Origin of the sequence: Blautia difficilis (assembly GCF_014297245.1) — a bacterium.
Lineage (GTDB): Bacteria > Bacillota > Clostridia > Lachnospirales > Lachnospiraceae > Blautia_A > Blautia_A difficilis.
The window spans coordinates 23,175-38,697 of sequence record NZ_JACOQG010000029.1; the positions used below are offsets into that span (position 1 = coordinate 23,175).

The 15,523-nt window shown below is 42.9% G+C and carries 14 protein-coding genes and 4 tRNA genes; all 18 read right to left on the reverse strand.

Going from position 1 to position 15,523, the window contains the following annotated elements; genetic code table 11:
* Positions 1–275: 275 nt before the first annotated feature.
* The 18 genes from trpA to H8Z82_RS14230 all read right to left on the reverse strand — a co-directional run bounded on the left by trpA (position 276) and on the right by H8Z82_RS14230 (position 15,282).
* Complete coding sequence (gene trpA, locus H8Z82_RS14145; RefSeq protein ID WP_186995461.1) at positions 276–1,055, reverse strand: tryptophan synthase subunit alpha; 780 nt, start codon at positions 1,053–1,055, stop codon at positions 276–278.
* On the reverse strand, positions 1,048–2,232 hold the full coding sequence (gene trpB / locus H8Z82_RS14150; RefSeq protein ID WP_019162454.1) for a tryptophan synthase subunit beta: 1,185 nt from the start codon (positions 2,230–2,232) through the stop codon (positions 1,048–1,050). The genes trpA and trpB overlap by 8 nt, the downstream gene beginning before the upstream one ends.
* A gap of 30 nt (positions 2,233–2,262) precedes the next feature.
* Positions 2,263–2,889 (reverse strand): phosphoribosylanthranilate isomerase, encoded by a 627-nt coding sequence (locus tag H8Z82_RS14155; RefSeq protein ID WP_186995462.1) that lies wholly within the window; start codon positions 2,887–2,889, stop codon positions 2,263–2,265.
* A gap of 30 nt (positions 2,890–2,919) precedes the next feature.
* Entirely contained in the window at positions 2,920–3,720 is an 801-nt protein-coding gene (gene trpC, locus H8Z82_RS14160) for an indole-3-glycerol phosphate synthase TrpC (protein WP_019162456.1), read from the reverse strand.
* A gap of 24 nt (positions 3,721–3,744) precedes the next feature.
* Entirely contained in the window at positions 3,745–4,755 is a 1,011-nt protein-coding gene (gene trpD / locus H8Z82_RS14165; RefSeq protein WP_186995463.1) for an anthranilate phosphoribosyltransferase, read from the reverse strand.
* A complete protein-coding gene (locus H8Z82_RS14170; protein ID WP_019162458.1) occupies positions 4,748–5,326 on the reverse strand; it encodes an anthranilate synthase component II in 579 nt (192 codons plus the stop codon). The genes trpD and H8Z82_RS14170 overlap by 8 nt, the downstream gene beginning before the upstream one ends.
* On the reverse strand, positions 5,323–6,810 hold the full coding sequence (gene trpE / locus H8Z82_RS14175) for an anthranilate synthase component I (RefSeq protein ID WP_186995464.1): 1,488 nt from the start codon (positions 6,808–6,810) through the stop codon (positions 5,323–5,325). The genes H8Z82_RS14170 and trpE overlap by 4 nt, the downstream gene beginning before the upstream one ends.
* 413 nt (positions 6,811–7,223) lie before the next feature.
* The gene (locus tag H8Z82_RS14180) at positions 7,224–8,636 is read right to left on the reverse strand and encodes a uracil-xanthine permease family protein (RefSeq protein ID WP_186995465.1); all 1,413 of its coding nucleotides are present in this window, start codon (positions 8,634–8,636) and stop codon (positions 7,224–7,226) included.
* Between the two features lie 424 nt (positions 8,637–9,060).
* Positions 9,061–9,134: transfer RNA gene (locus tag H8Z82_RS14185), tRNA-Met, on the reverse strand.
* Between the two features lie 17 nt (positions 9,135–9,151).
* Positions 9,152–9,224, reverse strand: a tRNA-Val gene (locus H8Z82_RS14190).
* A gap of 29 nt (positions 9,225–9,253) precedes the next feature.
* Positions 9,254–9,327 (reverse strand) — tRNA-Met (locus H8Z82_RS14195).
* A gap of 15 nt (positions 9,328–9,342) precedes the next feature.
* Positions 9,343–9,415: transfer RNA gene (locus tag H8Z82_RS14200), tRNA-Val, on the reverse strand.
* Positions 9,416–9,627: 212 nt separating this feature from the next.
* Positions 9,628–10,749 carry a heparan-alpha-glucosaminide N-acetyltransferase domain-containing protein gene (locus tag H8Z82_RS14205; RefSeq protein ID WP_186995466.1) on the reverse strand — a complete coding sequence of 374 codons (1,122 nt, stop codon included), beginning with the start codon at positions 10,747–10,749 and terminating at the stop codon, positions 9,628–9,630.
* 116 nt (positions 10,750–10,865) lie between these two features.
* Complete coding sequence (locus H8Z82_RS14210; RefSeq protein WP_186995467.1) at positions 10,866–11,171, reverse strand: hypothetical protein; 306 nt, start codon at positions 11,169–11,171, stop codon at positions 10,866–10,868.
* A gap of 207 nt (positions 11,172–11,378) precedes the next feature.
* A complete protein-coding gene (locus tag H8Z82_RS14215; protein ID WP_186995468.1) occupies positions 11,379–12,305 on the reverse strand; it encodes a MetQ/NlpA family ABC transporter substrate-binding protein in 927 nt (308 codons plus the stop codon).
* 69 nt (positions 12,306–12,374) lie between these two features.
* Positions 12,375–13,034 (reverse strand): methionine ABC transporter permease, encoded by a 660-nt coding sequence (locus H8Z82_RS14220; RefSeq protein ID WP_008707324.1) that lies wholly within the window; start codon positions 13,032–13,034, stop codon positions 12,375–12,377.
* Positions 13,021–14,076 carry a methionine ABC transporter ATP-binding protein gene (locus H8Z82_RS14225; protein ID WP_019162464.1) on the reverse strand — a complete coding sequence of 352 codons (1,056 nt, stop codon included), beginning with the start codon at positions 14,074–14,076 and terminating at the stop codon, positions 13,021–13,023. Before H8Z82_RS14225 ends, H8Z82_RS14220 begins: the two co-directional genes overlap by 14 nt.
* 228 nt (positions 14,077–14,304) lie before the next feature.
* The gene (locus H8Z82_RS14230; RefSeq protein ID WP_186995469.1) at positions 14,305–15,282 is read right to left on the reverse strand and encodes a FliH/SctL family protein; all 978 of its coding nucleotides are present in this window, start codon (positions 15,280–15,282) and stop codon (positions 14,305–14,307) included.
* Between the last annotated feature and the right edge of the window lie 241 nt (positions 15,283–15,523).

A 15,523-nucleotide genomic window follows, 5' to 3' on the forward strand; every position in this document is an offset into this window, starting at 1 on the left:
CATTCTCCGCAGTTTATCAGGAGGATTTTCATTTCATGCCAATACACAGCGCAGAAACATATTTCCTTTCGTGTGCATTTGCAGGAGTCTTAGAACTTCTTAGCTGATAAAAATATGCGTTATAAGAAAAATGACCCACTGTCTGAGCCGCAGCATGCGGCGAGTTTGGGTCATTTTTCTTATGTTTTTAGCATACTTTTAGCAACTTAGAAGTTCTTAGGCTCCGAAACCGCACACGAAAGGAAATATGTTTCTGCGCGTCCCCTTTTCAATATTTAAGCTTCCATTACCGCATCCTTCATAGCCTTCACATACTCTTTCACATGCGGCACGCAATCTTTCCCATACTGTGCACACAACTTCACAATTGCAGATCCTACAATCGCTCCATCCGACTGTGCTGCCATCTTCTTTGCCTGTTCCGGCGTAGAAATTCCAAATCCAACTGCACAAGGAATATCTTTCGCCTGTTTTACCAGCTTCACCATTGCGCCGATATCTGTAGTAATATTCGTTCTTGTTCCTGTAACACCAAGAGAAGAAACACAATACACAAACCCTTCCGCATCCTTCGCAATCTGTGCGATTCTCTCATGAGAAGTGGGGGCAATCAAAGAAATCAGATCAATACCGTATTTCTTACATACACTGTCAAATTCCTCTTTTTCCTCATACGGCACATCCGGAAGGATCAGCCCATCCATGCCAATCTCTGCAGCTGTTTTAATAAATCGCTCCGTTCCGTAAGAAAATACCACATTTGCATAAGTCATAAACACCATAGGAACAGAACTGTTCTTTCTGATCTTTATCACCATGTCAAATACCTTATCTGTAGTCACACCACCAGAAAGTGCTCTCTCATTTGCTCCCTGGATCACTGTTCCCTCTGCTGTAGGATCAGAAAACGGGATTCCAAGCTCGATCAGGTCTGCACCAGCTTCCTCCATTGCATAGACAAGCTGCTCTGTCACTTCCAGAGACGGATCTCCACAGGTAATAAACGGGATAAATGCCTTTCCTTTTTCAAATGTTTCTGTAATTCTCTTATTCATGGATATCCTCCCCTCTGTAACGCGCGATTGCTGCGCAGTCCTTATCTCCACGTCCGGAAATTGTAATGACCACGATCTGGTCTTTGCCCATCTGCGGAACAATTTTCTTTGCGTAAGCGACTGCATGAGCACTTTCGATGGCAGGAATGATTCCCTCTGTTCTGGAGAGATATTCAAATGCTTCTACTGCTTCTTCGTCTGTAACAGGTACATATTCTGCACGTCCTGTGTCATAGAGATGTGCGTGTTCCGGTCCGATTCCCGGATAGTCCAGACCTGCGGAAATGGAATATACAGGTGCGATCTGACCATATTCATCCTGGCAGAAATAGGATTTCATTCCATGGAAGATTCCCAGTTTGCCGGTTGCAATGGTAGCTGCTGTCTCTGCCGTATTTACGCCACGTCCTGCTGCCTCACATCCGATTAGACGGACATCTTTGTCATTGATAAAATTGTAAAATGTTCCGATTGCATTGGAGCCACCGCCCACACATGCCAGCACTGCATCCGGAAGTCTGCCTTCTTTTTCAAGGATCTGCTCTTTGATCTCTTTGGAAATCACTGCCTGAAAATCACGGACAATTGTGGGGAACGGATGAGGTCCCATTACAGAACCAAGTACATAATGTGTATCGGAAATACGGTTTGTCCACTCTCTCATTGTCTCGGAAACAGCATCCTTCAGTGTTGCAGTACCAGAAGTAACTGCATTGACCTTTGCACCCAGAAGACGCATTCTGTACACATTTAATGCCTGACGTTCTGTGTCTTCCTTTCCCATGAAGATTTCGCATTCCATACCCATAAGAGCTGCTGCTGTTGCTGTTGCCACACCGTGCTGGCCTGCGCCTGTTTCTGCGATCACACGGGTCTTGCCCATTTTTTTTGCAAGAAGTACCTGGCCAAGTACATTGTTGATCTTGTGAGCACCTGTATGGTTTAAGTCTTCTCTCTTTAAGTATACTTTTGCACCGCCCAGATCTTCTGTCATATGAGATGCAAAATAGAGACGGGATGGTCTTCCTGCATATTCATTCAGAAGCTCAGTGAGCTCTGCGTTAAACTCCGGGTCATCTTTATAGTGGTTGTAGGCTTCCTCCAGTTCGATGACAGCATTCATCAGTGTTTCCGGAATGTACTGTCCTCCATGGATGCCGAATCTTCCTTTTGACATCTGTATATCTCCTCCTTCTGAATTATTATCTTATTTCATATGCGCCAGTTGAACTGCCTTCAAAAGCTTATCTCTGTCTTTCAATCCATCCGTCTCCACACTGCTACTCAGATCTACTGCATAGGGATGAATGGTCCGGACGGCTGTTTCCAGATTTTCCACACCCAGTCCTCCTGCCAGAAAAAAGGGTCTGTCTATCTCCGGGATCAGTGACCAGTCAAAGGTCTGTCCGGTTCCACCGCCTCCCTGATCAAGCAGTATATAATCTGCCGGACTTTTCAGGGCATTTTCAATATCCTGAGCTGTTTTTACAGAAAAGGCTTTTATAACCTGATGACCTGTATTCTTTTGGATTCTCCGTATATATGTCTCATCTTCCTGTCCATGAAGCTGTGCAATATGGATGATTCCGTCAAGAAGCAGTTCCTCCACACGCTCAGATGCTGCATTTACAAAAACACCTACAGGGATAATGTCCGAATCCAGCCTTGCAGTAAGTTCTCTTAGCTGCTCGCCCGTAACATTTCTGTTGCTTTTGGGAAATCCTATGATAAATCCGCAGTAATCAGGTTTTGCTTCATTTACATAGGTAATGTCTTCCGGACGTTTCAGACCACAAATTTTAATTTTTGTTCTTTGCTGTTGTTCTCTGGCCATGTTCTATCCTCCCAGATGATATCTAATCTCTCAGCGTAACGGGCTGCCATTCAGGCTTTCCAGTGCTGCTTTCTTGTCCGGACTTCGCATCAGTGTTTCCCCAATCAGTACCGCATCCACTTTATTCTCATAAAGAAGCCGGATATCCTCCGAGGTGCGGATTCCGCTCTCAGAAACAAAAACTACATTGTCCGGCGCCATTTTTCTCAGGCGGATGCTGTTATTCATATCTACCTGAAAGGTTCTCAGATCCCGGTTATTGACTCCCACGATCTCTGCCCCAAGATTTAAGGCTCTATCCACTTCGTACTCATCGTGTGCTTCTACCAGCGCATCCAGTCCCAATTCTTTTGCAAGCTGTCTGTATGCTCTTAATTCTCCGTCATCCAGGATGGCACAGATAAGCAATACTGCGGAAGCACCAAGGGATTTCGCCTGATAGATCATATATTCATCTACTGTAAAATCCTTGCGGAGTACAGGTATTTTTACAGTGGCTGCGATTTCTCTCAGATACCGGTCTGCTCCCTGGAAATAAAAAGGTTCTGTGAGACAGGAGATTGCACTTGCACCTGCCTGTTCATATTCCTTTGCAATTGCCAGATATGGAAAATCCGGTGCGATCAGTCCCTTTGAGGGGGAGGCTTTCTTTACTTCGCAGATATAGGACATCCCCTCTTTCTGTAGCGCCTGCAGGAATGTCATTTTCTGTGATTCTGTTTTACTGATCTCCTGAATTCTGTTTTCCAGTTCATATACCGAAACCTGCGATTTCTCTTTTGCAATTCGTTCCCTTGTTCTGGCTGCAATTTCTTCTAATATATTTTTCATAAGCTTTATGACTATTCTTTCAGATTATTTGTTTGTTTCTTCTGCAAATTCTTCCAATTTCTTCAATGCTGCTCCACTGTCGATGAGGGATTCTGCAAGCTTCACACCCTCTTCTATAGAAGTTGCTTTTCCTGCAATATAGAGTGCTGCACCTGCATTCAGGCAGACTGCCTGACGTTTCGGTCCTCTTTCTTCCCCATTTAAGATTGCCCTGGTAATTTCTGCATTCTCTGCAGGAGTACCACCTGTAAGAGCACCTTTCTCACATTTTTCATACCCAAACTTCTCCGGTGTGATTTCATATGAAATAAATTTACCATCCTTAATCTCGCATACAGATGTGGGTGCACACATGGAAATCTCATCCAGGCTGTCCTGTCCGTAAACAACCATTCCTCTGTTAACACCCAGATTTGCCATAACCTGAGCCAGTGGCTCCACAAGTGACTGATCGTAAACTCCCATCAGTTCCATGTTTGCCCCTGCCGGATTGCTTAATGGTCCCAGAATGTTAAATACAGTTCTGATTCCCAGTTCTTTTCGAATCGGTGCCACATATTTCATGGCGATGTGATAGTTCTGGGCAAATAAGAAGCAGATATTGATCTTCTTCAGGATCTCTGCGCTGCGCTCCGGTGTTAATGTGATTTTTACTCCCAGTGCTTCCAGAACATCTGCTGCACCGGATTTGGAGGATGCTGCCCTGTTTCCATGTTTTGCAACCGGAACACCGCCTGCTGCGATCACCAGGGAAGAGGTGGTGGAAATATTGAAGGAATTGGAACCGTCTCCGCCGGTACCCACGATTTCAAGCACATCCAGATTGTGGAGAAGTTTGATACAGTGAGCTCTCATACCTGCTGCAGAAGCTGTGATCTCGTCAATGGTTTCACCTTTTAAAGATAACGCTGTAAGATAAGCAGACATCTGTACAGGTGTTGCCTGACCGCTCATGATCTCGTCCATTACAGATTCTGCTTCTGCATATGTTAAGTCCTGTTTCTTTGATAATTTAATAATGGCTTCTTTAATCATTTCTTACTACCTCCATAAAATTCTCTATCATCACTCTGCCGTCAGGTGTCATTACGGATTCAGGATGAAACTGTACTCCGAACACCGGATATTTTGTATGTTCCACTGCCATAACCTCTCCCTCCTCTGACTCTGCTGTTACCTTAAGTTCTGCAGGCAGGGTATCTTTTAATGCTGCCAGGGAATGATATCTGGCTGCTGCAAAGGTATCCGGCAGACCTTTAAAAAGTTGGCTTTCTCCTGTTTTATACATCAGCTTTTTCTTTCCATGCATCAGTTCTTTTGCATAGGAAACTGTTCCTCCAAAGGCTTCGCAGATGGACTGATGTCCCAGGCACACACCCAGGATAGGGATTTTTCCCGCAAATTCTTTAATCACCGGGATACAGATACCTGCATCCTCCGGACGTCCCGGACCAGGAGATAAAATGATGGCTTCCGGCTTCATCTCTGCGATTTCTTCCAGTGTACACTCATCGTTTCGCACTACTTTAATATCCGGTTCCACTGCACCGATGAGTTGATATAAATTATAGGAAAAGCTGTCATAATTATCGATCAGTAATATCATTCTAATCCCTCCTGTGCCTGTTCAATTGCCTGTACCACTGCTCTTGCCTTGTTGCAGCATTCCTGGAATTCCTTTTCCGGTACACTGTCTGCCACAATTCCGGCACCTGAACGGATACAGATTTCTCCGTTTTTCTTGTAAACCAGGCGGATGGCAATACAGGTATCCAGATTTCCTGCAAAATCCAGATATCCGATGGCGCCTCCGTAAATGCCTCGTTTGCTCTGTTCCAGTTCCTCGATGATCTGGCAGGCTCTGAATTTGGGTGCTCCGGAAAGGGTTCCTGCCGGAAGGATTGCGTCCACTGCATCCACAGCGTCTTTATCATCCCGGATGATTCCTGTTACTGTGGAGCCCAGATGCATTACATGGGAAAAACGTTCTACGCAGAGATACTTTTCTACTTTTACGGTTCCGATCTTGCTGATCTTTCCAATATCGTTTCTTCCCAGGTCTACCAGCATATTGTGTTCTGCCAGCTCTTTCTCATCTTTCAGAAGTCCCTCTTCAAGTTCTTTATCCTCTTCTCTTGTCTTTCCTCTTGGTCTGGTTCCTGCCAGAGGGAAGGTACTTAAGGTGCCATTTTCCAGCTTAGCAAGTGTTTCAGGGGAAGCACCTGCCAACTCAATATCATCGCTGGAAAAGTAGAACATATAGGGAGATGGATTGGTTGCACGGAGGACACGATAGGTATCAAACAGGCTTCCGGCTGCTTTTGCACGCATGGGATTGGAAAGTACTACCTGGAAAATATCGCCTTCTTTGATATAGTGTTTCGCTTTTTCCACCATATCGGCGTATTTTTCTTTGGGAAACTTGGGCTGGATTTCGGACTGGAGCTTCAGCGGCTCGAATTCCATGTGTTCTCCATTTCGGATGAGTTCTGCCATTTCATCCAGTTTCTTTACTGCAGCTTCATAGGATGCCTCCAGATCATCTGTCATTACTCCGGTGATCAGGAGAACTTTCTGTTTAAAGTGGTCAAATACGATGACCTGGTCAAAAAGCATTAAGTCCATATCCCGAAAATCCTGCTGTTCCTTATCTTCAAGCTTCAATTTCGGTTCACTGTATTTAATGTAATCATAGGAGAAATATCCTACCAGGCCGCCTGTGAAGGGAGGCATATTTTCCATAACAGGAGTTTTGTATTTCCGGATGATCTCGCGGAGGGTATCTCCGGGATGTGTAACCTGCTTTATGATTTCTTCTTTCTTTCCCTGTACATCTGTTTTACGGATCTTCAGGATACCATCTGTGCAGGTAATTTCCATAGATGGTTCATATCCAAGGAAAGAATATCTGCCCCATACCTCTGTCTGACTGGCGCTTTCCAGCAAGTAACAGTGGCGGCTGGCTTTTCGCAGGGTGCGCATTACTTCTACCGGTGTGTATCTGTCTGCGTAAAGTTCTTTGCACAAGGAAATACGACGATATTCTTTTCTCTGTGCAAACTGTCTGATGGTTTCTAATGTTGGATACATGGGAACACCTCCTGTAGTTGATTTGACCATCTGTCAGAGAAAATGAAAACGCCCGCCCCTGACAGATTTGTACTATCTGTCAAGGACGAGCGTATTCTATACTTCACCCGCGGTGCCACCTTGATTTACGGTTTGATCCGTACACTTTGCGAAATACCTGCATATTTCCGACAACTTACGTATGCCCTACGTCACAGGATACTCAGCCAGCTCTATGAATTCCGGCTTTTCACTGTGCCCTCAGCGGCCCATTTGGCAGCCTGCATTTCCACCCGGCTCTCACCTGCCCGGATTCTCTGTGCGCGCATAACTGCTTTGACTTCCGCTTCATCAGTTTAGTCTGTTAAATTTTCTCTATACTTTACCACTGTGAAGACGGTTTGTCAATCCCTAATTTTTAATATTGAAATATTCTATTTTATCTGTGCTTCTGCCTCTTTTGGCAATACAATATTCAGAATAATAGCGATCAATGCTGCCGGTACGATTCCGGAACCGCCAAAAATCAGGCTTATAGAAGACGGAAGCTGTGCCAGCACTGCAGAGTTAGAACCAATTCCATATCCAAGACCCAGAGCTACTGAAACAATCGTTACGTTTCTCGGGGTTACCGGCCACTTGGTAATCAGCTGAATACCGCTGACTACAATGGATGAGAACATCATAACTGCAGCTCCGCCCAGTACACTCTGAGGCATAATGGAAATTACCGCTGCAAGCTTTGGAAACAGTCCGCAGGCAATAAGGAAAATACCTCCGGTTGCAATGGAAAATCTGTTCACGACCTTGTTCATGGCGATAAGGCCTACATTCTGGCTAAAGGATGTGTTTGGAAGGACACCAAATAAGGATGCCAGGGAAGATCCCAGACCATCACACATAACGCCGCCTGAAAGCTCCTTGTCAGTAGCTTCTCTGCCCAGACCGCCCTCAGTAATACCTGAAATATCTCCTACAGTCTCCACTGCTGTTACAATAAACATAATACATACAGGAACAATAGCTCTTGGATCAAATACCCATTTTACAGGCATCAGCTTCGGAATTGCAAACCAGGAAGCCTGTGCAACTTTATCCCAGTTCAGGACCCAGGATTTGGTTGCTTCTACCGTTGCACCTGCATCATCTACATAAGTAAAGGTAGTAGGCAGGATCAGTGCCATAATGCTTACCAGAATATATCCTACGATAATACCGATCAGTATAGATGAAAAACTGGTAAATCCCTTTGTTCCGTGCTTCAGGGCAATGATCACGATCAAAACCACCAGACCTACAAAAAGATTCTCCATAGAACCATAATCATGGGCAGAACTTCCGCCTCCAAAAGAATTGATTCCAACAGCGATCAGTGAAAGACCGATGGACAAAACCACGGTACCTGTAACTACTGACGGGAAAAATTTTCTCAATGGTTTCAGAAAGCTTCCCAGTATGGTTTCAAACAGACCGCCGATAAAGCAGGCTGCCATAATTGCCCCATATCCGCCGATACTGTTGCCCATTACTGCTGATACGCTCTGACATACGCCGATAAATCCGGAGCTGGTCCCCATTACGATAGGAAGTTTGCCACCGATCGGTCCAATAGTAAAAATCTGTACCAGAGTCACAATTCCAGCGATCAGCATGGCGTTCTGCAAAAGTGCCACCTGAAGCGCTCCACCAGCCTCAATCCCACAGGCTCCTGTGATGATCAGCAAAGGTGTAAGGTTACCAACAAACATTGCCAGTACGTGCTGCAGACCAAGGGGAATCGCAATTTTCAGCGGAGGTCTTCCATCAAGGTCATAAGGTGTTGCCGTTTTTTTCTCTTGTGTTTCCATTCCTTTTCCTCTCTTTCGCAACTGTGCACCAATTTCCGGTGTACAATGCAGATTTTTCGTCACAGTTCACTAGTACATCGTTTTCGAAATAACGAAACGATGTACTAGGTGACCTGTAACATTTTATGAAATTGTAGCGTTCACAACAGGAAAAAAGACAGCTATCCTGTGGAATAACCGTCTTGTAGTTTTCACACCTCTGCTGGCACATCCTGTTATGTATTCTCTACAATCCTCTAATTCTTTACCAGTATACCGTATCTGTCCTTATCTGACAATACGGCAATTTATGAAAAATATCCCTCTTTATATATAAAATACTGTATATTTCATGTATTTAACCGAATCAATTCAATATCCACTTAACTTTGCACAAAAAAATCCGCAGATCTTAAATTCAGATCTACGGATTTTTTCATTATAGTAGCGAGAGGGGGATTCGAACCCTCGACACCACGGGTATGAACCGTGTGCTCTAGCCAACTGAGCTATCTCGCCATATTCTTTTATATCTATGGGACCTATAGGGCTCGAACCTATGACCCTCTGCTTGTAAGGCAGATGCTCTCCCAGCTGAGCTAAGATCCCATATTCTTTCAACAGATTTCTCTGTCAAATAGCGAGAGGGGGATTCGAACCCTCGACACCACGGGTATGAACCGTGTGCTCTAGCCAACTGAGCTATCTCGCCATATTTTTTTATCTATGGGACCTATAGGGCTCGAACCTATGACCCTCTGCTTGTAAGGCAGATGCTCTCCCAGCTGAGCTAAGATCCCATATTCTTTCAAGTCTGTAATCGTTCCCGTTCACAACTCGCTTTGCTATTATATAATGGATTTTCATGAATGTCAACACCTGATTTTGAATTTTATATATTTTTTTAAATTTTTATACAATTTTCTCCAAAAATCTCTGTAGAAAAGAGCTGTATTTTTCCTACAGCTCTCTCCAGCTTTACATTCACTTTTTTATTTATGGAAAAACAATGTTAGTTTTTTCCTGCTTTTATCTTATCTGTCACTTTCATATATCCCTGCACAAGTAAATCCGTTGCCACCAGTACTGCCACTGACCACAGCAGGCATTCTTTTACATTATATGGGTAAAATGCAGAGAGACCGGCAATTGCCCAAAATACTCCTATATGTATTGCATACATCTTGGATATCTGTTTCGAAAAATAACATAATTTGTTATATCCGAATTTCCATTTTTCCACCAGCGGCATGAGCCCGAATGCAACTGCAAATACAAATATGATCGCACAGAAGCTTCCTGCTACCTTTAAAAGTCCCGGTGTCCTGTATTGCACCAGCATATAATCAAAGAATTTCTCTACGCTCGGATGTGATATGATACAGCCCACAAACCAGATGACTGCGATCACTCCACATACTGTTCCGCTCTTTTTATAGAACTCACCTTTTTCATTTTCAGGCACTCTTCTGATCACTTTTCCGAAAACATATCCCAGAAATACATAGCTCAAATAGGGAAAGAAACAAAAGCTTGTCTCACCTTTTCCGCCAAAAGTCATATCCAAAATCCAGTTAAGGGCCTGATTGTCAGAAATCAACAGCTTTGTAAATGGTGACAGGATTCCTACTATTACAGCACTTATAATATATCCGCTCAACTTTACCTCTAATTTGCGGTAGATTGCAAGTACCAGGTAACACATACCGGATATAAAAAATATATTTACAAATGTAAGCACTGAGTACAGGTTTGCTTCATATAATTCTCTGCTACCAGCCACTTCTCCTGTGAGCAAAATTCTTATGTGAAAACAGATTATGATTGCTGCAGCATAGCACAAATTACACAAGCCCTGATATACCAGAAGCCTTACCCCATTCCTGACCATATCCTTAGGTTCCGAATGGCGGGTAAAAACACTTCCAAACCCCATGGTAAACAGATACAGACAGGCACCTGTAGGCATAAACAGCGCAAACAGGATTTTATGTACATTGGATTCTGCTGCCGCTGCACCTGCAATGCTCTGAAAGGAATGTATAACTACGATCATAATCATCAGGAAACCTTTTACCAGATCCAGCTCCCTCTGCCGCCCTACATTTACTTCCTTATCCTTCAAAGAAAACATATTATCTCCTTCTCTCTGAAACAGAGGTATATTCTCATCGTAATATCATAAATACATTATATGGTATAAAAGGTTTTCACGCAATTACTTTTCGTACTTTTCATTTTCCTTTCTGCTTATTTTGTAATCTTCACAGAGTTCTTCTGTCCCCTTCCTTTCAGAAGTTTCTGGTATGCGCTTAATTTCGCTGCCGGAACTTTGATCACTGCTTTTGCAGAGATTCCCGTGAAGCTTCTGCATCCTTTTCCAAAATGGATATTCTTTACTCCGGAAATGCTGCCGGCAAATGCATTCAATCCCGCCGGAACTACAATATCCTCTTCCCCTGAAGAAAATTTCGCACCCATAACAGCTGTGCCTTCCACTGCCGTTGACACACATAAAAGTGCTGCAAGTAATACTGCGATTTGTTTTTTCCTCATACGCGCTCTCCCGCTTTGGTATAGACCGGTGAAATTTTCCCGGAGTTGTTATCATTGTATCAATTCCATAATGAGACAGATTGTCTGCAGTATTTTATAGAATTACTATAGATTGTATCAGAAACCACAGGAAAAAACTACAAAAGATTCCTTCTCCAGTTTTACCTGAAAAAGGAATCTCCTGTTATCTGTCATTATTATCTGTTATTATTCAGCATCTTCTGCTGTTTCAGTTGTTTCTGCATTCTCTTCTGTAGCATCCTCTTTTGCTTCGTCTTTGCTGTCTGTTTCTTCTGCAACAGTTTCTTCAGCATCTGCGCTGTCATCAAAAGGAATTACCGCACCGTCATATTTCTCGTTGATGAAGTCTTTGATCTCATCGGATTTCAGTACGTCAACCAGAGCTTTGATCTTGTCACTGTTTTCGTTGCCTTCTTTTACTGCGATCACGTTTACATATGTCTTTGCTGCCTCAGAATCGGATTTCTCATATGCAAGTGCATCTTTTCCAACTGAGAAGCCAGCTTCCAGAGCATAGTTTCCGTTTAATACCACATAAGCTGTCTCACCTGTAACACGTGCTACCTGTGCTGCTTCCAGCTCTACGATCTCTACATTGTGAGGATTCTCTTCAATATCCTTAACAGTTGCATTTAATCCGGCACCATCTTTCAGTGTGATGATTCCGTTATCCTGGAGAAGAAGAAGTGCTCTTGCTTCGTTTGTTGTATCATTTGGTACTGCGATGGAATCTCCGTCTTCCAGATCATCCAGGCTGTCTTTTGTTCCCGGATAGATTCCGAATGGCTCATAGTGAATGCCACCTGCATTTACAAGGTGTGTACCCTTCTCCTCATTAAACTGATCCAGATATGGAATATGCTGGAAGTAGTTTGCATCAAACTCACCGCTCTCAACTACCTCGTTTGGTCTTACATAGTCATCAAATACAGTAACTTCAAGTTCATATCCTTCTTTCTCAAGAAGCGGTTTTGCCTCCTCAAGGATCTCTGCGTGAGGTGTTGCAGATGCTGCAACTGTGATGGTCTTGTCATCATCCTTTGCATAAACGCCTGTGCTTAATGTTCCTGCTACCAGTACTCCTGTTAAAACTGCTGCCACTAATTTTTTCATAATAACTATCCTCCTGAATTTTATTTTAACTTTTTTCATAACCATTTTATAATCAACAATTTCTTATAACTACTTTCTTCTGTCAATCTTATTTGCGATCATCATTCCCACTGACTGGAAAATCTGTACCAGTACCACCAACAGGATAACTGTAACGATCATGATATCTGACTGATATCTGTAATATCCATAGCGGATGGCGATATCTCCAAGTCCGCCTCCTCCTACTGCGCCGGACATGGCTGAATAACCAAGGATCGTTCCGATTGCAATCGTTGCTCCTGTGATCAGGGAAGTTCTGGCTTCTACCAGAAGAACCTTCACAATGATCCTTATATTGCTGGCCCCCATAGCTCTGGCTGCCTCGATCACACCTGCATCCACCTCTTTAATAGAAGATTCCACCATTCGTGCTATAAAAGGAATGGCAGCCACTACCAGAGGCACTACAGTTGCTGTGGATCCATAGCTCTTTCCCACTACTGCTCTGGTGAAAGGAATGAGCAGGATCAACAAGATCAGAAACGGAATACTTCTCACAATATTTGCAATTGCATCCAGTATCTTATACAACACTGCATTTGGTTTCAGTCCCTCTTTATCAGACACTGCCAGCAACACTCCCATAGGAAGTCCGAACAGGTATCCCAGAACTGTGGAAAGAACTGTCATGTAAAGTGTTTCTCCCACACCCTGGACAATCATCATTATTGTCTCATGATCCCACATATTCTGTCACCTCCCCGATTGCTAAACCTTTTTCTTTCAGATACTGCTTCATCATCTCTGTCCTGGTACTGCCTTCCATAAACTCCAGTATCATCTCTCCCTTGGCTACACCACCTACATTCTTGGTATCTGCCTTCAGGATATTTACCGGTTCTCCAAAGGTTAGGATCAGATTTGCAATCACAGGCTCAAAAGCTGAATTCTCAGAGAATACGATTCGTATCTTCTCACCGCTTTTGATCTCTGCCTGTCCTTTTTCCCTGCCTGCATCCAGTCTGCTGTCTGCGTCGATATCAGAACCTGTATCCTTTCGGATCAGTTCTTTGGCAACCTCTGACTGAGGATTTGCAAAAATATCTGCAACCAGTCCTTTCTCAACCACTTCACCCTCATACATGATCGCCACATGTGTACAGATTTCACGCACAACCGACATCTGATGAGTAATGATCACTATGGTGATTCCAAACTGCTTATTAATCTTTTTCAGCAATTCCAGAATGGAAGAAGTAGTCTGCGGATCCAGTGCACTGGTAGCCTCGTCACAAAGTAAAATCTTCGGATCCGATGCAAGTGCTCTTGCAATGGCAACCCTCTGCTTCTGACCACCGGAGAGCTGTGCAGGATAAGCATTCTGCCTGTCCCCCAGACCAACGATCTCCAAAAGCTCTGCTGCCCTCTTTCTGGCCTCTGCCTTCTTCTTTCCTTTTATGTAAAGTGGAAAACAGACATTATCAATCACTGACTTCTGCATCAGCAGATTGAAATGCTGAAAGATCATACCAATCTCTTCCCTCTGTTTCCTCAATTCCTTCTCTGTCAAATCTCCAAGAGCCTTCCCATCTATCAGAACCTGTCCCTCTGTAGGAACCTCCAGAAAATTCATACATCGTACCAATGTACTCTTACCTGCCCCCGACATACCGATAATCCCATATATATCACCGGAATCGATATTCAGGTTCACATCCTTCAAAGCCTCGACCACGCCATCTTTCGTGTCAAAAGACTTCCGGACCTTCTCAATCACAATCCCAGACATCTCATTCTCCCTCTCTCTTATTCCCCGCTCCGTTGAGCATGAACATACTATACCACTACACTTCCGATTATGCCAATTCATAATACCTAGTGCCAGTTATAGTTTAAAACTATGTTTTTATCACTTTACTACATTAAATTCTATATCTCTTGGATTTATTCAGAAAGAAAAACAGCAGGAGAAAGGTCATATTCCTTTCATCCTACTGCTTTGAAAACGTAATATTCATTAAAGACCATATTCCTTATATAGTTGCTCACGTCTTTTAGAATCTGTTGATACAATCGGGATTTCTTCCGTTCTCTGATCCTGAATCAGTCGAGTAATCAGACTTCCCAGTCGAGCTTCTCCCTGAATCTGCCCGATTGCCTCGCCTCTTGCCTGTCCGATTGCCTCTCCTTCTGCACGTCCAATTGCCTCTCCTTCTGCACGTCCAATTGCTTTTCCCTCTGCTTTAAGTCTTTCAGATTCCAATTCCAGAACTTTTCCTCCCATAATATCACCTATTCCTTTCCGAACATTGTCCTCTTCGCGGAAAATATAATCCGCAATTTTTATAATTAGTTTTGTCAAATCTGTATACAATTCTGACTTTCCTATTTCTGTCAGTTCTTCTTCCAGATTTACCCGGATTTCTTCGTATTCATTTAGGAATACCTGAAATAATTCTGGATTGCTATTAAAATCATGTCCTTTTTTCTCATATCGCATAATATAAAATGGCAACAACATTAATAAATTTTTTTCAAAAATGCTGTCTTTAGTATAATCAGTCATTTTTATAGTCGGTATAGAATATAAATATGTATTTCCATCTGGAAAAACCACATCTGCTTCCAGGTAATCCGGCGTGTTTCCAGAACTTCTCAGAAATAATACGCAGGACTTTGGAAATTCTATTCGATAGCCACGTCCCTGCTTTTCTGCATGTTCTATGCCAATTGCAAAATCATATTCAATCATGCGAATAGCCATTGTAACATCATCTGTACTCTGACATTCAATATGATACATTTTCTTACCAATAAGCAGACAGGAATCTGTAATAATCTCTCCGTCTTCCTGCTGGTGTTCATTTCGAAGCTGAGTAATCTTCACGTCCTCTGAATAAGATGTATGAAATACTTCATTAATCAGCGGCACTGCCAGATATGGCATCTTCTCGATCATTGTACGAAATACATCATCAAAAATCGTATTATTCATATAACATTCCCTTTTCGTATCTACATTATAACATTTTAACGGGTTTTATTAAATACTGAATCTCTTTGAAACTATGTATTTTTATCTTTGGAATTAATGGCAGATATTTGCCTGAAAATTGCTTATTAGAAAAAGTTTAGACTGCTGTTTACAGCTTATACTATATAGTAAATACCTCCACAAAAAAAGCTAATAATGATAAAATATTATTTTTTAAGAAATCCGAAAATAAGACATTACA